The 23,670-nt window shown below is 65.9% G+C and carries 20 protein-coding genes; 15 read left to right on the top strand and 5 right to left on the bottom strand.

Annotated features, from left to right (window positions below; all coding sequences use genetic code 11):
- Positions 1-40: 40 nt before the first annotated feature.
- Positions 41-2,872, top strand: a complete 2,832-nt coding sequence (locus tag SPYCA_RS12995; RefSeq protein WP_443029486.1) for a TonB-dependent receptor — start codon at positions 41-43, stop codon at positions 2,870-2,872.
- 94 nt (positions 2,873-2,966) lie between these two features.
- Positions 2,967-4,562, top strand: a complete 1,596-nt coding sequence (locus SPYCA_RS12990; RefSeq protein WP_120222330.1) for a family 43 glycosylhydrolase — start codon at positions 2,967-2,969, stop codon at positions 4,560-4,562.
- A gap of 102 nt (positions 4,563-4,664) precedes the next feature.
- Here SPYCA_RS12990 and SPYCA_RS12985 read toward each other — a convergent pair whose 3' ends face one another.
- Entirely contained in the window at positions 4,665-6,143 is a 1,479-nt protein-coding gene (locus SPYCA_RS12985; protein ID WP_120221034.1) for a UxaA family hydrolase, read from the bottom strand.
- 67 nt (positions 6,144-6,210) lie between these two features.
- Here SPYCA_RS12985 and SPYCA_RS12980 point away from each other — a divergent pair, with 67 nt between their 5' ends.
- From SPYCA_RS12980 to SPYCA_RS12965, 4 genes are read left to right on the top strand one after another with little or no spacing between them, the layout of a single operon-like run.
- A complete protein-coding gene (locus SPYCA_RS12980; protein ID WP_120221032.1) occupies positions 6,211-6,993 on the top strand; it encodes a 2-keto-4-pentenoate hydratase in 783 nt (260 codons plus the stop codon).
- Positions 6,994-7,014: 21 nt separating this feature from the next.
- On the top strand, positions 7,015-8,322 hold the full coding sequence (locus SPYCA_RS12975) for an MFS transporter (RefSeq protein WP_120222329.1): 1,308 nt from the start codon (positions 7,015-7,017) through the stop codon (positions 8,320-8,322).
- Positions 8,323-8,326: 4 nt separating this feature from the next.
- Positions 8,327-9,739 (top strand): glucuronate isomerase, encoded by a 1,413-nt coding sequence (uxaC, locus tag SPYCA_RS12970; protein WP_120221030.1) that lies wholly within the window; start codon positions 8,327-8,329, stop codon positions 9,737-9,739.
- Positions 9,736-11,064: a mannitol dehydrogenase family protein gene (locus SPYCA_RS12965; RefSeq protein ID WP_232003304.1), complete on the top strand. Its 1,329-nt coding sequence runs from the start codon at positions 9,736-9,738 to the stop codon at positions 11,062-11,064. Before uxaC ends, SPYCA_RS12965 begins: the two co-directional genes overlap by 4 nt.
- Before the next feature lie 97 nt (positions 11,065-11,161).
- On the opposite strand, the gene SPYCA_RS12960 is transcribed toward SPYCA_RS12965, so the two are convergent.
- Entirely contained in the window at positions 11,162-12,049 is an 888-nt protein-coding gene (locus tag SPYCA_RS12960; protein WP_120221027.1) for a LysR family transcriptional regulator, read from the bottom strand.
- A 97-nt stretch (positions 12,050-12,146) separates the two neighbouring features.
- Here SPYCA_RS12960 and SPYCA_RS12955 point away from each other — a divergent pair, with 97 nt between their 5' ends.
- From SPYCA_RS12955 to ppa, 9 genes are all read left to right on the top strand, one after another.
- Positions 12,147-13,640 (top strand): CoA-acylating methylmalonate-semialdehyde dehydrogenase, encoded by a 1,494-nt coding sequence (locus tag SPYCA_RS12955; protein WP_120221025.1) that lies wholly within the window; start codon positions 12,147-12,149, stop codon positions 13,638-13,640.
- A gap of 64 nt (positions 13,641-13,704) precedes the next feature.
- Entirely contained in the window at positions 13,705-14,223 is a 519-nt protein-coding gene (locus SPYCA_RS12950; RefSeq protein ID WP_120221023.1) for a hypothetical protein, read from the top strand.
- A gap of 28 nt (positions 14,224-14,251) precedes the next feature.
- Positions 14,252-14,554: an I78 family peptidase inhibitor gene (locus SPYCA_RS12945; RefSeq protein WP_120221021.1), complete on the top strand. Its 303-nt coding sequence runs from the start codon at positions 14,252-14,254 to the stop codon at positions 14,552-14,554.
- A complete protein-coding gene (locus SPYCA_RS12940; RefSeq protein ID WP_120221019.1) occupies positions 14,547-14,951 on the top strand; it encodes a RidA family protein in 405 nt (134 codons plus the stop codon). Before SPYCA_RS12945 ends, SPYCA_RS12940 begins: the two co-directional genes overlap by 8 nt.
- A complete protein-coding gene (locus SPYCA_RS12935; RefSeq protein ID WP_120221017.1) occupies positions 14,948-16,093 on the top strand; it encodes an acyl-CoA dehydrogenase family protein in 1,146 nt (381 codons plus the stop codon). Before SPYCA_RS12940 ends, SPYCA_RS12935 begins: the two co-directional genes overlap by 4 nt.
- 148 nt (positions 16,094-16,241) lie before the next feature.
- Entirely contained in the window at positions 16,242-17,288 is a 1,047-nt protein-coding gene (locus tag SPYCA_RS12930; protein ID WP_120221015.1) for an enoyl-CoA hydratase/isomerase family protein, read from the top strand.
- 85 nt (positions 17,289-17,373) lie between these two features.
- Positions 17,374-18,156, top strand: a complete 783-nt coding sequence (locus SPYCA_RS12925) for an enoyl-CoA hydratase-related protein (protein WP_120221013.1) — start codon at positions 17,374-17,376, stop codon at positions 18,154-18,156.
- A gap of 142 nt (positions 18,157-18,298) precedes the next feature.
- Entirely contained in the window at positions 18,299-19,174 is an 876-nt protein-coding gene (mmsB, locus tag SPYCA_RS12920) for a 3-hydroxyisobutyrate dehydrogenase (protein ID WP_120221011.1), read from the top strand.
- A gap of 70 nt (positions 19,175-19,244) precedes the next feature.
- Positions 19,245-19,781, top strand: coding sequence for an inorganic diphosphatase (ppa, locus tag SPYCA_RS12915; RefSeq protein ID WP_120221010.1), 537 nt, complete (start codon positions 19,245-19,247; stop codon positions 19,779-19,781).
- A gap of 30 nt (positions 19,782-19,811) precedes the next feature.
- Here ppa and SPYCA_RS12910 read toward each other — a convergent pair whose 3' ends face one another.
- From SPYCA_RS12910 to chrA, 3 genes are read right to left on the bottom strand one after another with little or no spacing between them, the layout of a single operon-like run.
- Positions 19,812-21,113, bottom strand: a complete 1,302-nt coding sequence (locus tag SPYCA_RS12910; protein WP_120221008.1) for a mechanosensitive ion channel family protein — start codon at positions 21,111-21,113, stop codon at positions 19,812-19,814.
- A complete protein-coding gene (metC, locus tag SPYCA_RS12905; protein ID WP_120221006.1) occupies positions 21,110-22,315 on the bottom strand; it encodes a cystathionine beta-lyase in 1,206 nt (401 codons plus the stop codon). Before metC ends, SPYCA_RS12910 begins: the two co-directional genes overlap by 4 nt.
- A gap of 21 nt (positions 22,316-22,336) precedes the next feature.
- Complete coding sequence (gene chrA / locus SPYCA_RS12900; protein WP_232003302.1) at positions 22,337-23,668, bottom strand: chromate efflux transporter; 1,332 nt, start codon at positions 23,666-23,668, stop codon at positions 22,337-22,339.
- Between the last annotated feature and the right edge of the window lie 2 nt (positions 23,669-23,670).

The following is a 23,670-nucleotide window of genomic DNA, read 5'->3' as shown; positions in this document are numbered from 1 at the left end:
ATTTCTTGTGCGAGCGAGGATGCGGGGCGATTAAGGGAGGATGAAAATGTCAATTCAAGCAATGCGGAGCGTTCGCACTTTGACCCGTCTGGCGTGCGGGGCCTCGCTTGCCGTGCTGGCGGCGTCGCCGACCTGGGCGCAGGATGCGGCCACCGGCGATGAAGCGGTTGCGAGCGAAGACGAGATCATCGTCACCGGCTTCCGCGCCTCGCTCGACAAGGCGCTCGACGTGAAGCGCGAATCGGTCGCTGCGGTCGATGCGATCGTTGCCGAAGACATCGCCAAATTCCCGGACCAGAACCTCGCCGAATCGCTTCAGCGCATTCCCGGCATCACGATCCAGCGCGACGGCGGTGAAGGCCGTGCGATCACGGTGCGCGGGCTCGGTTCGCAATTCACGCGCGTTCGCGTCAACGGGCTCGAAACCGTCGCAACCTCGACCGATGGCGCGTCGGCGAACCGCGACCGCGCCTTCGACTTCAACGTCTTTGCGTCGGAGCTGTTCACCTCGATCGTCGTCCACAAGACCGCCTCGGCCGAGCTCGACGAAGGCTCGCTCGGTGCCGTCGTCGACCTCAACACGGGCAATCCGCTCGGCGGCCGTTCGGGCTTCTCGGGCGCATTGTCGGCGCAGGGCAGCTATAACGACCTGTCGGACAAGGTGGGCCCACGCGTCGCCGGGCTGCTCAGCTGGGTCAATGATGCGGGCACCTTCGGCGTCTCGGTCTCGGCGGCCTATTCGGACCAGAAGACGCTGGAACTCGGCAATAACACGGTTCGCTGGGCGCAGGCGCGTTTCGATTCGGTCGATGGCACGCCTTGCTTCACCACCGCCAATTCGGGCGGCACCTATGTGCCGAGCGCCGCTTGCGACGAGGTCGCGCTGGCGTTCCATCCGCGCATTCCGCGCTATGGCGAAATCGCCCACGACAAGCAGCGGCTGGGTCTGACCGGATCGGTGCAGTTCGCGCCGACCGATGCGACCAAGATTTCGCTCGACGCGCTCTATTCGAAGTTCAAGCACCAGCGCCGCGAACAATGGGCCGAAGTGCTGCTGCGCAGCAACGAACGCTCGATCAACGTCAGCGATTATGAGATCGACGCGAACAACAACCTGATTTCGGCAACGCTCGACGATGCCTGGGTGCGCACCGAACATTATCTGCGCAAGGCCGAAACCGAATTCTATCAGATCGGCGGCAGCTGGGACCAGGACGTCGGGGACAGCTTCCGCTTCACCCTGCTCGGCGGCATGTCGAAGTCGACCGCGTCGATCCCGCTCGAAACGACGATCGTTTTCGACGATCGCGACGCGCAGGATTATCGCTATGACTATAGCGACATGGGCAGCCCGCTGCTCAGCTTCGGCACCAGCGTCACCGATCCGGCCAATTTCCAGCTCGCCGAAATCCGCGACCGCCCGTCGGAGGTCGAAAACAAGTTCCGCACCGTCCAGCTGCGCACCGAATGGGACGTCAGCGAGGATTTCACCGTCAAGGCGGGGGGCGTCTATCGCCGCTTCGACTTCGCGAGCGTCGCCTTCACGCGCGATACGGTGGTGTGCGGCAATGGCGGCGTCGATCGTGTGCTCGGCACGATCACCTGTTCGCCGTCGAGCGCGTTCGGCCCGTCGGCCGTCTATGGCTTTGCGGTAACTCCGGCGCTTTCGCAGCTGTTCCAGCTCGGCAAGGCGGGACAACCGGCGGGGACGACGACCGAATGGCTCGTGCCCAATCTCGACGCCGCGACCGATTTCACCGGTCTGTACAATCGCACCCCGGCGCTTGACGCCGGCAATAACCGCTCGGTGCGTGAAGAGGTGAAGGGCGCCTATCTGCAATTCGATGCGAAGGGCGAACTCGGCGGGCTGCGCTATGCGCTCAACGCCGGGGTGCGTTATGTCCACACCGACCAGACGTCGAGCGGTCTTTCCAGCGGCACGGCCGTGACGGTCGAGCGCGGCTATGAGGACTGGCTGCCGTCGATGAACCTTGCGCTGTTCCCGCACGACGACATAATCATCCGCGCGGCGGTCGCCGATGTGATGACGCGCCCGACGCTTGGCAATCTGACCCCCGGCGGATCGGTCGACGGGTTCAACTATCGCATCAATTACGGCAACCCCTTCCTCGACCCGTTCCGTGCGACCGCCTATGATCTTGCGTTCGAATGGTATTTCGCGCCGCAGTCGATCTTTTCGGTCGCGCTGTTCAAGAAGGATGTCGCGAGCTTCCCGGTTTCGACGACGTCGAGCGGCACTTTCGCCTCGACCGGACTGCCGCTGTCGATCATCCCGCCGAGCAGTCCCGCCGCGATCAATCCGGAAGGGCAGCTGTGGACGATCAATTCGATCGGTAATGGCGAAGGCGCGAGCCTCAAGGGCGTCGAGGTGTCGCTGCAGGCGCCGTTCAAGTTCCTGCCGGGCTTCCTGTCCAATTTCGGCGGGATCGTGAACGCTACCTTTGTCGATTCCGATGCCGACTATCGCGTCAGCGGCCCGGCGATCGTCCCCGGCGGCGGCCTTCAGGGCACCACCCGCACCAGCACATTGTTCGGCCTGTCGAAGCGCGCATTCAACGGTACGCTCTACTATGACGACGGCAAGTTCAGCGCACGCGGCTCGATCAGCTACCGCAGCCGCTATGTCGACTCCAACAGTGGCACCGGCAATATATTCGAAGGCTATGGCTCGACGATCAACGTCGATGCGTCGATGCGCTATGCGATCACCGAGAATATCGAGATTTCGGTCGAAGGGATCAATCTGACCGACGAATATCGGTATCGTTTCACCGATTTCGATGCCGACCGCAATTATGAGAATAACCACTTCGGCCGCACCTTCCTCTTCGGTGCGCGCGTGAAAATCTGACCAATAGGGTTGTCCCGGAAAAGGCCCGGCCTGCGTTCGCAAGGGCCGGGCCTTTTTCTTTGGAAAGGAGAGATGGGTGACGGGTCGCCGCAAGATGCTCAAACTGGCCGGGACCGGCCTTCTCGCGACAGGTCTTTCGGGCTTCGCGGCGCCTGCCGTTCTGGGGCGGTCGGCTCCGGCGCCCGAGGGTCCGGCGCCCGCCTGGGCCAAAGGCTTCGATGGCCAGCGCATCGCCGACCTGGGCGATGGGCGCTTCCTCAATCCGATCATGGCGGGCGATCATCCCGATCCGTCGATCCTGAAGGACGGCGCCGATTATTACATGACCTTCTCGACCTTCGACAGCTATCCGGGGCTGGTCATCTGGCACTCGCGCGATCTGGTGAACTGGCGGCCGGTCGGGTCCGCGCTGCACCGGAATATCGGGTCGGTCTGGGCGCCCGAACTGGTGAAGCACGAGGGGCGCTTTTATCTCTACATCCCGACCAAAGGCCCGAACACGAGCTGGGTGATCTGGGCCGACCGGATCGAGGGGCCGTGGAGCGATCCCGTCGACCTGAACCTGCCCAACCATATCGACCCCGGCCATGCGGTCGGCGAAGATGGGTCGCGCTGGCTGTTCCTGTCGGGCGGCGACCGGGTGCGCCTGTCGGACGACGGCCTCAAGCGCATCGGCGAGCCCGAGCATGTCTATGACCCGTGGCGCTACCCCGCCGACTGGGTGGTCGAAGGCTTCGCGCCCGAGGGGCCAAAGATCACGCGGCATGGTGACTATTATTACATGATCACCGCGGTCGGCGGCACGGCGGGCCCGCCAACGGGGCATATGGTCATTGCGGCACGCGCGAAATCGATCCACGGGCCGTGGGAAAATTGCCCGGCGAACCCGCTCGTGCGCACGCGCTCGGCCAGCGAAAAATGGTGGTCGCGGGGCCATGCCACGCTCGTTGAGGGACCGGCGGGCGACTGGTGGGCGGTCTATCACGGTTATGAAAATGGTTTCTGGACCCTGGGGCGACAGGCCTTGCTCGATCCGGTCGAATGGACCGCCGACGGCTGGCTGCGCATGACCGGCGGCGACCTGTCGCAACCGATCGCGAAGCCAAAGGGCGGGACGGTCGCGGGGCCGCACGGCATGGCGCTGTCGGACGATTTTTCATCGCTCGCGCTCGGCGCCAAATGGAACTTCTTCAAACCTGCGCCGGGCGAACATCGCCGCGCGCGCGTCGAGGGCGGCGCGCTGGTGCTGGCGGCGCGCGGCTCGGCGCCCGCCGACTCATCGCCCCTGCTGCTCATCGCGGGCGACCAGGCCTACCGCTTTGAATGCGATATCGAAGTCGCGCCCGGCGGCACTGCCGGGCTGATCCTCTTTTACGACGAAAAACTCTATTGCGGGCTCGGCTTCGACGGCGACCGTTTCGTGACGCATCAATATGGCATCGAACGCGCGCGCCCGGCCAATCCGCACGGCCGAACGATGCGGATGCGCGTCACGAACGACCGGCATATCGTCACTTATGACACGAGCGGCGACGGCGGAAAAACGTGGGTGCGTTTCGATCGCGGCATGGAAGTGTCAGGATACCACCATAATGTGCGCGGGGGCTTCCTGATGCTGCGCCCTGGACTTTATTCGGCGGGGGCAGGCGAAGCGCGCTTTCGCAATTTCAGCTTTAAGGCACTGGGATAGCGTTTTTGTTGCACAAAGCCACGAAGCCACAAAATCTTGCTGGGCAGCCCCCCTTGTGGCTTCGTGACTTTGTGCGAGAATCGCTCTTTTGTTCGTGAGCAATTACAGCGTCACACCCGATTTCCAGATGGCGATGTCGCGTTCCTCATTTTTCTCGGCGCGTGTTGCGGCGCCCGAGGCCGTTGCAGCGATCAGGCCGAGCAAGGCGTCCGCCGCGCCATCGAATCCCGTGTCGAGCACCGTCCCCGCATCGAAGTCGATCCACCCCGCCTTGCGCACGGCCAGGTCGCTGTTCGACGCGATCTTCAGCGTCGGCGCCGGAAAGCCGAGCGGGGTGCCGCGTCCGGTGGTGAAAAGAATGATCGTCGCCCCTGCCGCGGTCAGCGCGGTCGAGGAGACGGCGTCGTTGCCCGGTGCTTCGAGGAGGGTCAGGCCGGGAATCGTCGCCTCATCGCCATAACGGCGGACATCGACGAGCGGCGCCTGCCCGCCCTTTTGCACCGCGCCGAGCGACTTTTCCTCCAGCGTCGTGATGCCGCCCGCGATATTGCCGGGTGAGGGATTTTCGCTCACCGGCTCGCCGTGGCGAATGAAATAGTCTTTGAAGTCGCGGACGAGCGCGACCGCGTCGTCGAACACCGCGCGCGACACCGCGCGGTCCATCAATATCTGTTCGGCGCCGAAAATCTCCGGAATCTCGGTCAGCACCACCTTGCCGCCCGCCGCCGCGACGGCATCGGCCATGCGCCCGACGAGCGGATTGGCGGTGAGGCCCGAGAGGCCGTCCGATCCGCCGCATTTGACCCCCAGCACCAGTTGCGACAGCGGCACATCGGTTCGGGGCGTGTCGCCGCAGCCCTCCATCAGCTCGTCGATCAGCGCGAGGCACGCGGCTTCGTCATCCTCGACCGCTTGCGCGGAGACAATGCGGATATGCCCGCGACGGTCGGCGGGAATCAGGTCGAGCAGCGCGCCGAGCCGGTTGCTCTCGCACCCCAGCCCGACGATCAGCACCCCGCCCGCATTGGGATGCTGCGCGAGCGCTGCGAGCAGCGCGCGCGTATGCGCCAGGTCGTCGCCGAGCTGCGAGCAACCGAAGGGATGCTTGAAGGCGTGGACGCCGTCGACGCGCCCGGCGAGGCGCTCGCCCGCGATCCGCGCGACGCGCGCGGCCAGATTGCCGACGCAGCCGACGGTCGGCAGCACCCAGATTTCGTTGCGCGTCCCGACACGGCCGTCGGCGCGGACATAGCCCCGAAAGCGGGGTGCCGAACCGGGGGGAATCGCGCGAACCGGCGGCGGCGCATAGTGATAATCGTCGTCACCGCCCAGCGCCGTCGCCAGATTATGGCTGTGGACATGCTCGCCGGGCGCGATGTCGGCCTGCGCGATGCCGATCGGAAAGCCATATTTGATCACTGCCGCGCCGCGCCCGATAGCGGCGAGGGCGACCTTGTGCCCGCGTGCAATGGGCGCGGCGGCGCGAAGGTCGGTCCCGGCAAGGATCGGCTGGCCCGGCGCAATGTCGGCAATCGCGGTCGCCACATTGTCGCCACCAGCGATACGGATCGCGCAATTCATCGGATATTCGCTTGCCTTTGACACCGGTGTCTCTTACACCGCTTCGCGGAAGAGGGAAATGAGAAAGATGGCGGCTATCAGCGATCCGGAAAATGTGGCGCGCGTATTAATCGACGCGCGTGCGGGAAAGACACCGCTTACCGTCTATCCCGGCGCGATGCCGCAAACGATGGCGGAGGCCTATGCGATCCAGGATCGGGCGATCGCGCTCGACGGGCGGCGCGTCGGCGGATGGAAGGTCGGGCGAATCGCGCCCGAACTCGTCGACCGCTTCGGCGGCAACCGCCTGACCGGCCCGATCTTCGCCGATGAAATCGTCGATAGCGCCACCGACCCGGCGATGCCCGTCTATGCCGACGGCTTCGCCGCGGCCGAGGCCGAGGTGCTGCTCTGCTTCGGCGATGTCGGCGCGCGCGACTATGACATCGACAGCGTGAAACAGTGCATCGCCGATGTCCGCACGGGGATCGAGATCGCGAGTTCCCCCTTTCCCGAAATCAACCGGCACGGTCCCGCAGTGACGGCGTCCGACTATGGCAATAACAAGGGGCTGATCCTCGGTCCGTCAATCCCCGACTGGCGGGACGCAGACCTGATCCATATGCCCGTCGAGATGTTCATCGATGGCGCGCGCGTCGGCGCCGCGACGATGGCGGGTATGCTCGACGGCCCGTTCGGATCGGCGCTGTTCCTGATCGGCATCCTGCGGGCGCGCGGCATTGCGATCGCGCCGGGCACCTGGGTGTCGGCGGGGGCGATCACGGGTATTCACGAGGTCCGGCCCGGCCAGCGGGCCGAGGCGCTGTTCGACGGAAAAATCCGCGTCGGCTGCACGATCACAAGCTATTAGAAGCAAACACGGGAGAGGATGATGGCGCAGGCAATCGCAGACACGGGTGCGGCGGTGCCGGTGCCCCGCACGGGCCGCTATCGCTGGATGATCGTCGCGGTTCTGTTCGCGGCAACCACCGTCAACTATATCGACCGCACGATGCTCGGCCTGCTCGCGCCGACGCTCGGCACCGAGCTTCAGTGGAGCGAGAATGACTATGGCAACATCGTCACCGCTTTCCAGGCCGCTTATGCGCTCGGTTTTCTGGTCATGGGCTGGCTGATCGACCGTTTCGGTCCCAAGATCGGCTATGCGATCGCCATCTCGATCTGGACGATCGGCCATGTCGCGCACGGCTTTGCGTCGTCGGTCGCTTCCTTCATGCTCGCGCGCGTCGTGCTGGGCGTCGGCGAAGCGGGGCATTTCCCCTCGGTCGTCCGCGCGTCGAGCGAATGGTTCCCGCAAAAGGAACGCTCCTACGCGATCGGCTGGGTCAACAGCGCGACGACGATCGGCGTCATTCTCACCGCGCCGACCGTCGCGCTGTTCATGCGCGTGCTGGGTTTCGACTGGCGCGAAACCTTCATCTACACCGGCATTTTCGGCGCCGTGCTGCTGCTGCTCTGGCTCTGGCTCTACAGCAATCCGCGCGAAAGCGGGAAGGTCAGCGAGGCCGAGCTCGCGTGGATCGAGCATGACCCGCCCGAACAGGTCGAGCGCATCGGCTGGGGCAGGATCGTCACCAAGCGCGAAGCCTGGGCCTTTGCGGCGGCGAAGTTCCTGACCGATCCGGTGTGGTTCCTGATGCTCTTCTGGCTGCCCAAATATTTCGCCTCGACCTATGACGTCGACCTCAAGATCGTGCTGCTGCCGATGATCATCATGTATCTGCTGTCCGACGTCGGCAGCATCCTTGGCGGCTGGGCGTCGTCGAAGCTGATCCAGACCGGCCGCAGCGTCAATTTTGCGCGCAAGGTGACGATGATCGGCGCGGGCCTTTGCGTGCTGCCGCTGTTGTTCGTGACGGGGCTCGACAATATGTGGCTCGCGGTCGTGCTCATCGGCATTGCGCTTGCGGGGCACCAGGCCTTTTCGTCGACGATCCTGTCGATCCCGCCCGACATGTTCCCGAAACGCGCGGTGGGGTCGGTGATCGGGCTCGGCGGTTTTATGGGCGGCGTCGGCGGGATGATCATGGCGAAGTCGACGGGACTTGTGCTCGACGCGACGGGGGGCAATTACACGCTCATCTTCGCCGCCTGCACGACCGTCTATTTCCTCGCGGTGCTCGCGGTCCATATCCTCAGCCCGCGCCTCGCGCCGGTCAGCGTGGAAGGCGCAAAATAGCGTCATGCCACGCCCGCTGACCCTCTCTCCCGACCGCCTCTTTCCGTCCGAGCCGGCACAGCGCGATATCGCGCGCCGACTCTACAAGGAGGTGGCGGGCCTGCCGATCGTCAGCCCGCACGGGCATACCGATCCGGCCTGGTTTGCGGGCAATGCGCCCTTCGGCAATGCGGCGGAGCTGCTGCTCCATCCCGACCATTATGTGTTCCGCATGCTGTATTCGCAGGGGGTGTCGCTCGACGCGCTGGGCATCGGCAACCCCGACGCCGACCCGCGCGAGAGCTGGCGGCTGTTCGCCGGGAATTATCATCTCTTTCGCGGCACCCCCAGCCGCATGTGGATGGACTGGGTGTTCGCCGAAGCCTTCGGGATCGAGGTGCAATTTTCGGCCGAAACGTCGGACCTTTATTACGACCGCATCACCGAAGCGCTGGCGACCGACGCCTTTCGCCCGCGCGCGCTGTTCGACCGTTTCGGGATCGAGGTGATCGCGACGACCGAAAGCCCGCTTGACACGCTCGACCATCACGCCGTCATCCGCGCGGCCAACGCGTGCGGCGAATGGGGCGGGCGCGTGATCACCGCCTATCGCCCCGACCCCGTGGTCGATCCCGAGTTCGAGGGTTTTCGCGATAACCTCGAACGCTTTTCCGAGCTGTCGGGCGAGGATGCGTTCAGCTATGCCGGCTATCTCGCCGCGCATCGGGGTCGCCGCGCCTTCTTCGCCAGCATGGGCGCGACCTCGACCGATCATGGTCACCCGAGCGCGGCAACTGCCGACCTGTCCAACGCCGAGGCCGAAGCCTTGTTCATGCGCGTCACCGGCGCCGATGTCGGCGCCGCCGATGCCGAGCTGTTCCGCGCGCATATGCTGACGGTGATGGCGGGGATGAGCCTCGACGACGGGCTGGTCATGCAGATCCACCCCGGCGCGTTCCGCAACCATAACCCATGGCTGTTCGCGACCTATGGCCGCGACAAGGGCGCGGATATTCCGACCGCGACCGACTTTGTCCACGCGCTGCGTCCGCTCCTCGGCAAATATGGCAACGAAGCCGCGCTGACGATCATCCTCTTCACTTTGGACGAGACGAGCTATGCGCGCGAACTCGCGCCGCTCGCGGGCCATTATCCGGCGCTGAGGCTCGGCCCGGCGTGGTGGTTTCACGACAGCCCTGAAGGAATGCGGCGCTTCCGCTCGCAGATGACCGAGACGGCGGGCTTCTACAACACGGTCGGGTTCAACGACGACACGCGCGCCTTTCTGTCGATCCCCGCGCGGCACGATGTCGCGCGGCGCATCGACTGCGGCTTTCTCGCCGGGCTGGTCGCCGAACATCGGCTGGAGGAATGGGAAGCCGCCGAACTCGCGGCCGACCTCAGCTACAATCTCGCCAAGGCGGCCTACAAGCTGTGAGGCTGGGTGCCGACACGCCGCTCCCGGCGTCGGTGCGGCGGCCGCGATACGACCGCTCCGCCCAAGCCGTGGGCATCGTCCATCTCGGTATCGGCGCTTTCCACCGCGCGCATCAGGCGGTGTACACCGACGACGCGATGGACGCCGGCGACCGCGATTGGGGCATCATCGGCGTGTCGCTGCGGTCGGGCGACGTCGCGGCGCAGCTGAACCCGCAGGCGGGACTCTATTCGGTGAGCAGCCGCAGCGCGGCGGGCACACGGCTCCGCATCGTTGGTGCGGTGCGGCATGTGCTCGTCGCCGCCGACGATCCGCAAGCCGTGATCGACGCCATCGCCGCGCCGACGACGCATATCGTCAGCGTCACCGTCACCGAGAAGGGCTATCTGCGCCGCGCCGACGGATCGCTCGACCTTGATGCGGCACGCGGGGCGTCGAGCCTCTACCGCTTCGTCGGCGCCGCGCTCGCCGCCCGCCGGGCGGCGGGCCTGCCGGGACTGACCCTGCTGAGCTGCGACAATCTGGCGAGCAATGGCGCCGTGCTGCGGCGGCTGATGCGGCAATATCTCGCCGCCGAATATCCGGCACTGGTCGATTGGTTCGATGCGACCTGCGCCTGCCCCGCAACGATGATCGACCGCATCGTCCCCGCAACCACCGACGCCGACCGCGCGGCGGTCGAAGCCGAACTCGGCGCGCGCGACGCGGGAGCGGTGGTCACCGAAGGCTTCAGCCAGTGGGTGATCGAGGATGATTTCGCGGGCCCGCGACCGCGCTGGGAGGCGGTCGGGGCTGAACTCGTTGCCGACGTCGCGCCCTATGAAACCGCCAAGCTCCGGATGCTCAACGGCGCGCATTCGGCGCTCGCCTATATCGGGCTGGAGCGCGGACATGATTTTGTCCATCAGGCGATCGCCGATCCTGCCATCCGCCCGGTGATCGAACGGCTGATGCTGGGCGAAGCCGCGCCGACGATCGACGCCGCGCCGGGGCAGGATCTTGGCGCCTATGCCGATGCGTTGCTGGACCGCTTCGCCAATCCCGCGCTCGACCACCGGCTGATTCAGATCGCGATGGACGGCAGCCAGAAGATTCCGCAGCGCTGGCTGGAGACGCTGACGTGGCATCAGGCGCGCGGTGCGCGCTGTCCGTCGCTCGAAACGGCGATTGCGGCGTGGATTGCCTTTCTGCGGAGCGGGCATCCGATTGACGATCCGCTGGCGGACAGGTTGCGCGAGGCGGCGGCGGGTCCGGACGCGACAGCAAAATTGTTCGGCGACGGCGGCCTGATCGCGTCGGAATGGCGGCCGGAAACCACTATCTAACCGCTGTCATTGCGAGGAGCCGAAGGCGACGCGGCAATCCAGAGTCTGCGTAAACCGCCCTGGATTGCTTCACTCCGCTCGCAATGACGGGGAGGGGTTAGCTTGGAACCAGCAACCCCCGGCTCTCCCTCACCTCGCCATCCAGCCAGTCGATAAACGCCCTGATGCGCGGTTGCGGCGCGATGTCGCGGTGAAGCGCAAGCCAGAAGGCGCGCGCGATCGCCTGATCGCTCCGCACACGGACCAGCGCAGGATCGCCGCTCGCGAGGAAGCAGGGCAGCACGCCGACGCCCGCGCCGCCGGCGATCATCCGTCGCTGGGCGAGGATCGACGATGAGCGGACATTGGCTCGCAACCCCGGCTCGATCTCGCCCAGATAGTCGAGTTCGGGGGCGTAAAGAATGTCGGGGATATAGCCGATCACCGGAATGCCCGCGCGCGACAGCGGCGTGTTGCCAACTGCTTCCTGCCAATCGGGGCGGTTCGCCGGGGCATAGAGGCCGAGGCTGTAATCGGCGAGCTTGCGCGTGATGAGCGGACCCTTGCGCGGCCGCGCGAGCAGCACCGCCATATCGGCTTCGCGCCGCGACGGGTTCAGAAACCCCGACGAGGCGACAAGGTCGATCTCAAGCTCGGGATGCGCCGCGACGAAGCCGCCGAGCCGCGGCGCGATAAAGCTGTTGCCGAAGCCTTCGGAGACGCTGACGCGGAGTTGCCCCGACAGCGCCGATGAGCCTTCGGACGCCTTATGGATGCGCGCCGCCGCCGTCGCCATCGCCTCGGCGTGCGGGACAAGCGCCCGGCCCGCCGCGGTCAGAACGAAACCCGTCGGCGCGCGTTCGAACAAGGTCTGCTGGAGCGCCGCCTCCAGTGCGCTGACCTGGCGGCTCACCGTCGTCGCATCGACATGCAGCGCCGCCGCCGCGCGCGCGAGCGTGCCATGGCGTGCGACCATCAGGAAATATTGCAGCCTGTCCCAGTCCATAACCTGCAAATATGCAGGATGACTCTGCAAGTCTATCCCTTGCAATCGCCCCGCAACTCGGCTGTGGCAGCGGCAACATCTTATGGGAGACTCGGATATGCGACAGATCGACCATCACATCGTCGGCGGTTCCGCCGGCTCCGCTCGCTTCGGCGATGTCCTCGACCCCAATAATGGCGGCGTACAGGCACAGGTCGCGCTCGGCGACCGCGCTGTTCTCGACCGCGCCGTGGCCGCGGCAAAGGCCGCGCAGCCCGCATGGGCCGCGACCAACCCGCAGCGCCGCGCACGCGTGATGTTCGAGTTCAAGCGCCTCGTCGAAGCCAATATGAACCAGCTCGCCGAAATGCTGTCGGCCGAGCATGGCAAGGTGATCGCGGACTCGAAGGGCGACATCCAGCGCGGCCTTGAAGTCATCGAGTTCTGCTGCGGCATCCCGCATGTGCTGAAGGGCGAATATACGCAAGGCGCCGGACCCGGCATCGACGTCTATTCGATGCGCCAGCCGATCGGCATCGGCGCGGGCATAACCCCGTTCAACTTCCCCGCCATGATCCCGCTGTGGATGGGCGGCGTCGCGACTGCCGTGGGCAACGCTTTCATCCTGAAACCCAGCGAGCGCGATCCGTCGGTGCCGGTGCGCCTGTCGGAACTGTTCCTCGAAGCCGGGATGCCGGAGGGGATTTTCCAGACCGTCCACGGCGACAAGGAAATGGTCGATGCGATTCTCGACCATCCCGACATCGGCGCGGTCAGCTTCGTCGGCTCGTCGGACATCGCGCATTATGTCTATAATCGCGGCGTCGCGAACGGAAAGCGCGTGCAGGCGATGGGCGGCGCCAAGAACCATGGCATCGTCATGCCCGACGCCGATCTCGACCAGGTCGTGAACGACCTCACCGGCGCCGCCTTCGGCTCGGCGGGTGAACGCTGCATGGCGCTGCCGGTCGTCGTGCCGGTGGGTGAGGATACCGCCAATCGTCTCCGCGAAAAGCTGATCCCGGCGATCGAGGCGCTCCGCGTCGGCGTGTCGACCGATGCCGAGGCGCATTATGGTCCCGTCGTGACACAGGCGCACAAGGAAAAGGTCGAAGGCTGGATCGCCAAATGCGCCGACGAGGGTGCCGAGCTGGTGATCGACGGCCGCGGCTTCACGCTTCAGGGGCATGAAAAGGGCTTTTTCGTCGGTCCGACCTTGTTCGACCATGTCACCCCCGACATGGAAAGCTACAGGGAAGAGATTTTCGGCCCCGTGCTCCAGATCGTCCGCGCGCCCGATTTCGAGACCGCGCTCGAACTGCCGTCGAAGCATCAATATGGCAATGGCGTCGCGATCTTCACGCGCAACGGCCACGCCGCGCGCGAATTCGCGGCGCGCGTGCAGGTCGGCATGGTCGGCATCAACGTGCCGATTCCGGTGCCCGTCGCCTATCATACGTTCGGCGGTTGGAAGCGCTCGGCGTTCGGTGACACCAACCAACACGGCATGGAAGGGGTGAGGTTCTGGACCAGGGTGAAAACGATCACCGCGCGCTGGCCCGATGGATCGCCCGACGGCGGCAACGCCTTCGTCATCCCGACGATGGGTTGATCGGCAAGCGCCGATGAAACCCATGCGCCGGGTCGGACATTTCTCCGGGCAAAGGAGAAGGACGATGATGCGATGGATGATGCCCGCCGCGCTTCTGCTGCTTGCCGCGTGCGGCGGCGGTCAGGATGGGGAGACGGGCCCCGAGGACAGCGCCGCGATCAGCCCGGTACAAAAGGCCGAGCGTGCGGCGCCGCCCGAAATGCCGACTGCGGGCGTCAACGCTGAAGCCCCCGCGCCGGACGAGGACGGCGCCCGCGTCGACGGCGATACGCACCCGCCCGCAATCCGTGGACGTTGGGCGCTGAGCGCCGCCGATTGCACGGCGCGCAAGGGCGCCGACCTCACCGTGCTGACGATCGGCGCGACCGATTTGCGCTTCTATGAATCGCACGGCGAACTTGTGCGCGTTCGGGAAAGCGATGCGAACCGCATCGTCGCTGATTATCGGTTCAGCGGCGAGGGCGAGCAATGGGACCGCCGCATGACGCTCACCCTCGCCGACGGCGGCAAGGCGCTCGTGCGCCGCGATATGGGCGAGGGTGCCGTGGCGGGCGCGATGCGCTATACGCGCTGTGCCGGATGACGGCGTCGTTTTGAAAGGGAGATTCACCATGGACATCCGCCTGTTTGCCATCGCCGCCGCGCTGCCGCTTGCCGCCTGCATGGGCGGCGAGGCGCCTGTCGAATCGACCCCGCCGCCGCCCACCGAAATGACGTGCAACGCCGATGCGGCGCAATCCTACGTCGGGCAGACCGCGACCGGGGCTGTCGGCGCGGCGATCCTGAAAGCCACCGGCGCGCGCACGCTGCGCTGGGGGCCGCCGCGTTCGGCGATGACGATGGATTACCGCCAGGACCGGGTGAACATCATGTACGACGACGCCTACAAGATCACGCAGGTCACCTGTGGCTGACGGCACGCGCCGCAATCATGGCTCGGCGTCCCCGTTCGAGCCCGTATACGGCTACAGCCGCGCGGTGCGCGTGGGCAACCGCATCGACGTTGCGGGCTGTGCGCCGATCGAGCCGGACGGCAGTTCGACCGTCGGCGACGCGGGGGTGCAGGCCGCGCGCTGCCTGGCGATCATCGCCGAGGCGCTGGAGGCGCTCGGCGCTTCGCCCGCCGACGTCGTGCGCACGCGCATGTATGTCACCGACCCCGCTGATGCCGATCTCGTCGGCCGCGCGCATGGCGCTATGTTCGGCGCCATCCGCCCGGCATCGACGATGCTCGTCATCCCCGCGCTGATCCGCCCTGAGTGGAAAGTGGAAATCGAAGCCGAAGCCATCATTATCGAGAAGACCGCATGACCGACCAGTTCCAGCTGACCGACGACCAGCTCGCCATCCAGGACATGGCGCGCAAGTTCACCGCCGACCGGATCACGCCTTTCGCGGCCGAATGGGACGAGACGCACCATTATCCCGTCGATGTCTGGAAGGCCGCGGGCGAGCTCGGCTTCGGCGCGATTTACGTCGCGGAGGAATCGGGCGGCATCGGGCTCGGCCGGTTGGAAGCCGCGCTCATCATGGAGGCGATGGCCTATGGCTGTCCCGCTACATCCGCCTATGTCTCGATTCACAATATGGCGACGTGGATGATCGACCGCTTCGGCGGAGCGGAGATCAAGGCGCGCTTCCTGCCGCAGCTGGTCAGCATGGAAAGAATAGCGAGCTATTGTCTGACCGAGCCGGGTTCGGGGTCGGACGCCGCGGCGCTCAAGACGACGGCAAGGCGAGACGGCGATCATTATGTGCTGAACGGCACCAAACAGTTCATCTCGGGCGCCGGGGTCAACGACATTTATGTCTGCATGGTGCGCACCGGCGAGGAAAAGTCGAAAGGGATCAGCTGCCTCGTCGTCGAAAAGGACACGCCGGGCCTGTCGTTCGGCGCGCCCGAGAAAAAGCTCGGCTGGAACGCTTCGCCGACCGCGCAGGTGATTTTCGAGGATTGCCGCGTGCCCGTGGAGAATCTTGTCGGCGCGGAGGGCGACGGCTTCCGCTTCGCGATGGCGGGGCTCGACGGCGGCCGCCTCAACATCGGCGCCTGCTCGCTGGGCGGCGCGCAGCGATGCCTCGACGAAGCGATCGCCTATACCAGGGACCGCCAGCAGTTCGGGCAACCGATCGCCGATTTCCAGAACACCCAGTTCATGCTGGCCGACATGGCGACCGATCTGGAGGCCGCGCGCGCGCTGCTCTATATGGCGGCGGCCAAGGTGACCGCCAACGCCCCCGACAAGTCGCGCTTTTCGGCGATGGCGAAACGGCTCGCGACCGATAACGGCAGCAGGATCGTCAACGACGCGCTCCAGCTGTTCGGCGGCTATGGCTATTTGAAGGATTATCCGATCGAGCGTTTCTGGCGCGATCTGCGCGTCCATTCGATCCTCGAGGGCACCAACCAGGTGATGCGGATGATCGTCGGAAGGGATTTGCTGCGCCAATGATCACGATCGAAAAGATCCTCCCCGGCACGGGGAGGGGGACCATGCGAAGCATGGTGGAGGGGTACGCGGTGTCGAGCGCTGCGTATGACCTCCCGTACCCCTCCACCACCTTCGGTGGTCCCCCTCCCCCCTTGGGGGAGGATCGGCGATGACCGAAGACGTTCTCATCTCGACCTGCGGCCGCGTCGGCCGAATCTCGCTCAATCGCCCCAAGGCGATCCACGCGCTGAACCTCGCAATGTGTCAGGCGATGATCGACGCGCTTTTGCAGTGGCGCGCCGACGATGCGGTCGAAGCCGTCATCATCGACCATAGCGAGGGCCGCGGCTTCTGCGCCGGCGGCGACATCCGCATGCTCGCGGAAAGCGGCGCGAAGGACGGGGTCGAGGCGCGCGCCTTCTTTCACACCGAATATCGGCTCAACCATCTGCTCTTCACCTATCCCAAGCCCGTCGTCGCCTTCATGGACGGCATCACCATGGGCGGCGGCGTCGGCATTTCGCAGCCGGCGAAATATCGCGTCGCGACCGAGCACACACGCTTTGCGATGCCCGAAACGGGAATCGGCCTGTTCCCCGACGTCGGCGGCGGCTGGTATCTGCCGCGGCTCGAAGGGCGCGTCGGGCAATATCTGGCGCTCACCGGCGCGCGGCTCGACGGGGCGGAATGCCTCGCGCTCGGCCTCGCGACGCATTATCTGCCGTCAGAAAAGCTCGCCGAGGCAAAGGCGCGCATCGCCGCGCATCCCGATCGCATCGGCGGCATTTTGGGCGAGCTGTCGATCACCGCACCGCCCGCCACGATCACCCATCAGATCGACAGGATCAACCGGCTGTTCGCGAGCGACACCTATGAGGAGATTCTCGCCGCGCTGGAAGCCGATGGCGGCGAATGGGCGGAAAGGGAGCTTGCAACCCTGCACAGCAAATCGCCGCAAACGTGCAAGGTCGCGCTGCGACAGCTCAAGGAGGGGGCGGAGATGCACGACTTCGCTGCCGAGATGGCGCAGGAATATGCGATCGGTAGCCGCGTCGTGACGATGCACGACTTCATCGAGGGCGTGCGCGCGCTGATCATCGACAAGGACAACAGCCCGAAATGGAATCCGCCGACGCCCGAGGCGGTGACCGACGACTGGATCGACGCCATCTTTGCGCCGCTGCCTGAGAATGAGAAATGGACCCCGCTCACCTAGCTCGTCACCCCGGACTTGATCCGGGGTCCAGGCGGCCATGGATGCCGGATCAAGTCCGGCATGACGAAAATCCGGAGAATAGCGAATGACCTACGAAACCCTCCTCGTCGAACAGCGCGGCGCCGTCACCCTGGTGACGCTCAACCGCCCACAGGCGCTGAATGCGCTCAATTCGGGCGTGCTGGGCGAGCTGATCGCCGCCTTCGCCGCCTTCGAGGCCGACCCCGGCCAGCGCTGCGCCGTTCTCACCGGCGCGGGCGACAAGGCCTTCGCCGCAGGCGCCGACATCAAGGAAATGGCCGACAAGCCCGCCGCCGATTTCTACCTCGAGGATTTTTTCTCGAAATGGACGAGCGATTTCGTGAAGAAGGTGAGGAAGCCTTGGATCGCCGCGGTGAACGGCTTTGCGCTCGGCGGCGGCTGCGAGCTTGCGATGATGGCCGATTTCATCATCGCGTCGGACAAGGCGAAATTCGGCCAGCCCGAAATCAAGCTCGGCGTCGCGCCGGGCATGGGCGGGTCGCAGCGGCTGACGCGCGCGATCGGCAAGGCGAAGGCGATGGAAATGTGCCTCACCGGGCGGATGATGGATGCCGAGGAGGCCGAGCGATCGGGGCTGGTTGCGCGCGTCGTCCAGCACGAAAGCCTCATCGACGAAGCGGTGAAGACCGCGACGACGATCGCGGCAATGCCGCCGATGGCCGCGATGGTGAACAAGGAGATGGTGGGCGCCGCGTTCGAGACGACGCTCGACCAGGGCCTCATCTACGAACGCCGCCTGTTCCAGATCCTCGCCGCGACCGAGGACAAGGCCGAAGGCATGGCCGCGTTTATCGAGAAGCGCGAAGGCGTGTGGAAGGGGCGGTGACCTTCTAAACCCTCTCCCCTTCAGGGGAGAGGATATGGAGGCTTGGCGCGTAGCGCCTGGCCGGAGTTGGAGAGGGGCTTGTGACCACGTCCTCCTCTCCCAATCCTCTCCCCTGAAGGGGAGAGGGCTCATGGAGAGACAAATGAAGATCGCTTTTATCGGACTCGGCAATATGGGCGGCGGGATGGCCGCGAACCTCGCCAGGGCGGGGCATGAGGTCCGCGCCTTCGACCTCAGCGAAGAGGCGCTGGCGCGCGCCGTCGAAGCGGGCTGCACCCGCGCCGCCTCCGCCGCTGAAGCGGTGACCGGCGCCGAAGCCGTCGTCACAATGCTGCCTGCGGGCAAGCATGTCGCAGGCGTCTATGAAGGCGATGTCTATCCCAACGCCGCGCCCGGCACGCTGCTCCTCGACTGCTCGACGATCGACGTCGCGACCGCGCGCGCCAATATCGAGGCGGCGACCGCCAAGGGCCTCGTTGCTGTCGACGCGCCGGTGTCGGGCGGCATCGCCGCCGCCAATGCCGGAACGCTCACCTTCATGGTCGGCGGCACCGATGAAGGCTTTGCACGCGCCGAGCCGATTCTCGCCAAAATGGGCAAGGCGGTGATCCACGCCGGCGATGCGGGTACGGGGCAGGCGGCGAAAATCTGCAACAATATGCTGCTCGGCGCGTCGATGGTCGCGACGTGCGAGACGCTCGCGCTCGCTCAGAAACTCGGCCTTGATCCGCAGACATTTTTCGACATCGCCAGCGTGTCGTCGGGGCAATGCTGGTCGCTCACCAGCTATGCGCCGCTTCCCGGCGTTGGTCCGACGACCCCCGCCGACAATGATTACAAGGGCGGTTTCGCGGCGGCGCTGATGCTCAAGGATCTGCGCCTCGCGATGGAGGCCGCCGCCAGCGTCAACGCCGATGTGCCAATGGGGGCAAAGGCGCGGGAGCTATACGAGGCGTTTGTCGAGGCCGACAAGGACGGCCACGACTTTTCGGCGATCATCCGCACCTTGCAGGGTTGATTGCCCTCGACTTGTCGCGCCCTCCGGGGCTAAGGCCGCGCGCGAATCAAGAAAAGACAGGATTTCTCCCATGCGTATCGACCTCATTCCGGCGGGCGACAGCCCGCCTGACAGCCTCAACGTCCTGATCGAAGTGCCGATCGGCGGCGAGCCGGTGAAATATGAGTTCGACAAGGCGTCGGGCGCGCTGTTCGTCGACCGCTTCCTGCACACGCCGATGCGCTATCCCGCCAATTACGGCTTCATTCCGCACACGCTCGGCGACGATGGCGACCCGTTGGATGCGCTCGTCGTCGCGCGCTCGCCGATCGTCGCGGGCGCGGTGGTCAAATGCCGCCCGATCGGGGTGCTGATGATGGAGGATGACGCCGGCGGCGACGAGAAGCTGCTGTGCGTGCCGGTGAACAAGACCTTCCCCTATTACAAGGATGTCGCAAGCTACACCGACATGCCGCCGATCGTGCTGCAACAGATCGAGCATTTCTTCACCCATTACAAGGATCTCGAACCCGGCAAATGGGCGAAGCTCAACGGCTGGGGCGATGTCGATGCGGCCAAGCGCATCATTGTCGAAGCGGTCGAGCGCGCGAAAAAAGTCGGCTTCTGAAGCATATGTCGCCCCCGCGAAGGCGACGATTCAATCTTTCGGCTTCGGCGCCGACGCCGTTTGGGGCGCGGGCATCGAGCGCACGTGCAGGTCGCGCTGCGGATAGGGGATTTCGATCCCCGACGCCTGAAACTTGTCCCAGATGCGCAGAAAGACGTCCCCCTTGATATTGCCGATCCCGGCCTCAGGGTCGGTGATCCAGAAGCGCACTTCATGGTCGACGCTGCTGTCGCCGAAAGCGGTGATCCAGCATACGGGCGCGGGCTCGGCCAGCACGCGCCTCGTCTCGCTGGCCGCTTCGATCATCAGCTGCTGCGCGAGCCGCAGGTCTGTGTCGTAGGCGACGCCCACCGCGATGCTCACGCGCACCGTACGGCTCGAATAGCTCCAGTTCTCGACCTCCTGCGTCATCAGGATTTCGTTGGGGATCAGATGCTCCTTGCCCTCGCGCGTGATCACCGACACCGCGCGCACGCCGATCTTGTTCACCCAGCCAAAGCTGTCGCCGACCGCGATGACGTCGCCCGGCTTGATCGAACGATCCATCAGCAGGATGATCCCCGCGATCAGATTGCCGACGGTTTTTTGCAGCCCGAAACCGATTGCCAGGCCGAGCGCGCCCGAAAACACCGCAAAGGCGGTGAGGTCGATGCCCAATATGTCGATGCCGACAAAAAAGGCGGCGACGATAATCACCACCGCCGAGATCTTTTCGATAAGCAACCGCTGTGTCGGATCGAAACGATCGCTGCGCCTGATCGCCCGGCGCAGCACGCGCGTCGCGAGCCGCACCAGCGTGAAGAGAATGACCACGGTCACCAGCAGGTTGACGACGGTGAGCAGCGAGAAATGCCGCGCACCGATCGAGAAGCCAAAGGCGTCGAGCCGCTCCTGCAACAGTTCCAGCCCGCCGACCGCGCGTGACAACATGATGACGAGCGCGACGAACGCCCCCGCCAGCGCCGCCCCGTCGCCGAGCCCCACGCCGATCAATATATGTCGCACCAGCGCCGCGGCGCCGAATGCGAACAGCAGGTTCAGCAGCAGCAACGCATAGGGGTGCCAGGGCCAGAGCGCCCCTGCGATACCGACGATCAGCAGCGCGGCGATCCAGCCGAGAATTGCGCCGGCGCGTTCGGTGAGCGGCCCGCGCGCGCCGAAATCCTGCCCATGCAGCCAGTCGGCGAGCCGCGGCCCGATCCGCTTTCTGACGAGCCAGTTCGCGGCGAGTGCGAGCACCGCCAGCGCCGCGGCGACGCCGAGCTCAACCAGCTGCGCTTCGGCAAGCGCCGGAAAACCCATGCGGGCGAGCAGGGCGTCGAGGCTGTTCACGCCGTCATCGCCGCAAAGCCGCGCGCGAGGTCGGCGATCAGGTCGGCGGGGTCTTCGAGCCCGATCGACAGGCGGACGAGGGGGTCGGGGTCGGCCCAGCGCGTCGCGGTGCGGATGCCCGCGGGATCGGCGGGCACGATCAGGCTTTCATAGCCGCCCCAGCTGAAACCGATGCCGAAATGGGTGAGCGCGTCGATGAAGCGCGTGCGCGCGCCCTCGTCGGCGCCCTTGAGCGTGAAGCCGAACAGTCCGCTGGTGCCTGCAAAATCGCGCGACCAGATGGCGTGGCCCGCGTCACCTGCAAGCGCGGGGTGGAGCACGCGGCCGACTTCTTTGCGCCCGGCGAGCCAGTTTGCGATCGTCAGCCCGTTTTCGCCATGCCGCTGCATCCGCACGTCGAGCGTGCGCAGCCCGCGCAGCATGAGTGCGCAATCGTCGGGCGAGACCGACTGGCCGAGCTGGTACGCCGCGCTGCGCAGCTTTGGCCAGACGGCGCGCGTCGCGGTGAGCGAGCCCATCATCGCGTCGCTGTGCCCGCCGACATATTTGGTAAGGCTCATCATCGCGACATCGACCCCGTGCGCCAGCGCGGGGAACAGCAGGGGCGTCGCCCAGCTGTTGTCGATCATCGTCAGCACGCCGCGCGCACGCGCGGCGCGGGTGATCGCGGGTACATCCTGCACCTCGAAGGTCAGGCTGCCCGGTGATTCGAGGAAGATCAGCTTCGTTTCCGGGCGGATCAGCGCGGCAATCTCCGCGCCGACGAGCGGATCATAATAGGTGGTTTCGACGCCCAGCCGCGCGAGCATCCCGTCGCAAAAGGCGCGCGTCGGCTCATAGGCGCTGTCGACCATCAGCAGATGATCGCCCGGCGACAAGAGCGCGAGCAGCCCCGCCGAATTGGCGGCGACGCCCGAAGGATAGAGCAATGTCCCCTCGGCCCCCGGCTCCATCGCGGTCAGCGCGTCGGCGAGCGCCCACACCGTCGGCGTCCCGCGACGGCCGTAATAGAGCCTGTCGTGGGTCGCATGGCCGCGCGCCTTGAGATCGGCAACATTGTCGTAAAGGATGGTCGAAGCGCGCCAGACGGGTGGGTTGACGATGCCGCCGCCCAGCCGCGGGTCGCCGGTCCATTCGGGCCGCCGCCCGCCCCGCACCAGCCGTGTCGCGGGGCGGAGGCCGTCATCGTCGTTCTTGCTCATCCCCGCCTTGTTAGCGAAGCGCTAGGTAAAATCCAGTGGCGCACCGGCAAAGCCGACCACGAGCCCCACCGCCGAACAGATTGCGAGCACCGGCACGATCCCCATCCTGAAGCGAAAGAGCAGCAGCGCCGCGAGCAGCGCCAGCAGCAGCGCGCGAAGGTCGAGGCTGGCAAGCACCGGCAGTTCCATGCCCCATCCGCTGCGGACGGACTCGCGGAAAAGCAGATGCAGCGCGAACCACAGCGACAGGTTGGCGATCACGCCGACGACCGCCGCGGTCACGGCCGCGAGCGCGCCTTTCGGGCCCGCCGCGCGTTCGAGCCGGTCGATCCACGGCGCGAAGGTGAAAATCCACAGGAAGCAAGGCGCAAAGGTGACCCACAGCGTCAGCCCCGCGCCGAACAGGGCGGCCACAAAGGGCGTGAAGGGCGCGGCGTCGCGGTAGGCGGCGAGAAAGCCGACGAACTGCGTCACCAGGATCAGCGGCCCCGGCGTCGTTTCGGCGAGTCCCAGCCCGTCGGCCATCTCGCCCGGCCGCAGCCAGCCGAAGCCGCCGACCGCTTCCTGCGCCATATAGGCAAGCACCGCATAGGCGCCGCCGAAGGTGACGACGGCGAGCTGCGAGAAAAAGACACCGATGTCCCAGAGGACATGCTCCTGCCCCAGGGTGGCGAGGATCAGCAGCATCGGCGCCGCCCAGATCGCGCCCCAGATCAGCACCGCCGAAACGCTCTGCCGCCACGCCGAGCGCGAAGGCGCAATGGGCGTCGCGGCGGCGGGTGCGAGCCTGAGCCAGCCCGGCCGCCAGCGCCCCGCCGCCCAGCCGGTCAGCAATGCTGCAAGAATGACGAGCGGGAAGGGCAAGGTCAGGATGGCGATGGCGACGAAGGAGGCGGCCGCGATGCCGCGCTGGAGCGGGGTCTTGAGCGCACGTCCGGCAATACGCAGCAACGCCTGCACGACGATCGCCAGCACCGCCGCCTTGATGCCGAGGAAGAGTGCGGTAAACCAGCCCAGCCCCGCCGCCATCACATACAGCAGCGACAGGCCGAGCATCACCAGCGCGCCTGGAACGATGAACAGCAGTCCGGCCGCCAGCCCGCCGCGCAGCCCGTGCAGCCGCCAGCCGATCCAGGTCGCGAGCTGCTGCGCTTCGGGGCCGGGCAGCAAATTGCAGAAATTGAGCGCGTGGAGAAAGGTCGCCTCGTCGACCCAGCGGCGCTCGTCGACGAACTCGCGGTGCATCAGCGCGACCTGCCCTGCGGGGCCGCCGAAGCTCAGCAAGCCGATACGCGCATAGACGCGCACCGCCGCGCCGAAGCTGGGAATGACAAGAGGCGGCAATTCGACCACCG

Source organism: Sphingopyxis sp. FD7 (genome assembly GCF_003609835.1).
Classification (GTDB): Bacteria; Pseudomonadota; Alphaproteobacteria; order Sphingomonadales; family Sphingomonadaceae; genus Sphingopyxis.
This window is presented reverse-complemented; position numbering and strand designations above follow the sequence as displayed.

Coding starts and splice junctions, on each gene's coding strand:
- SPYCA_RS12980 (WP_120221032.1), top strand. CDS start 6,211: ATGGCGGCTATCAGCGATCCGGAAAATGTGGCGCGCGTATTAATCGAC.
- SPYCA_RS12960 (WP_120221027.1), bottom strand. CDS start 12,049: ATGGACTGGGACAGGCTGCAATATTTCCTGATGGTCGCACGCCATGGC.
- metC (WP_120221006.1), bottom strand. CDS start 22,315: ATGAGCAAGAACGACGATGACGGCCTCCGCCCCGCGACACGGCTGGTG.
- SPYCA_RS12925 (WP_120221013.1), top strand. CDS start 17,374: ATGACCTACGAAACCCTCCTCGTCGAACAGCGCGGCGCCGTCACCCTG.
- SPYCA_RS12935 (WP_120221017.1), top strand. CDS start 14,948: ATGACCGACCAGTTCCAGCTGACCGACGACCAGCTCGCCATCCAGGAC.
- ppa (WP_120221010.1), top strand. CDS start 19,245: ATGCGTATCGACCTCATTCCGGCGGGCGACAGCCCGCCTGACAGCCTC.
- SPYCA_RS12975 (WP_120222329.1), top strand. CDS start 7,015: ATGGCGCAGGCAATCGCAGACACGGGTGCGGCGGTGCCGGTGCCCCGC.
- SPYCA_RS12995 (WP_443029486.1), top strand. CDS start 41: ATGAAAATGTCAATTCAAGCAATGCGGAGCGTTCGCACTTTGACCCGT.
- SPYCA_RS12930 (WP_120221015.1), top strand. CDS start 16,242: ATGACCGAAGACGTTCTCATCTCGACCTGCGGCCGCGTCGGCCGAATC.
- SPYCA_RS12950 (WP_120221023.1), top strand. CDS start 13,705: ATGATGCGATGGATGATGCCCGCCGCGCTTCTGCTGCTTGCCGCGTGC.
- mmsB (WP_120221011.1), top strand. CDS start 18,299: ATGAAGATCGCTTTTATCGGACTCGGCAATATGGGCGGCGGGATGGCC.
- SPYCA_RS12945 (WP_120221021.1), top strand. CDS start 14,252: ATGGACATCCGCCTGTTTGCCATCGCCGCCGCGCTGCCGCTTGCCGCC.
- SPYCA_RS12990 (WP_120222330.1), top strand. CDS start 2,967: ATGCTCAAACTGGCCGGGACCGGCCTTCTCGCGACAGGTCTTTCGGGC.
- uxaC (WP_120221030.1), top strand. CDS start 8,327: ATGCCACGCCCGCTGACCCTCTCTCCCGACCGCCTCTTTCCGTCCGAG.
- SPYCA_RS12985 (WP_120221034.1), bottom strand. CDS start 6,143: ATGAATTGCGCGATCCGTATCGCTGGTGGCGACAATGTGGCGACCGCG.
- SPYCA_RS12955 (WP_120221025.1), top strand. CDS start 12,147: ATGCGACAGATCGACCATCACATCGTCGGCGGTTCCGCCGGCTCCGCT.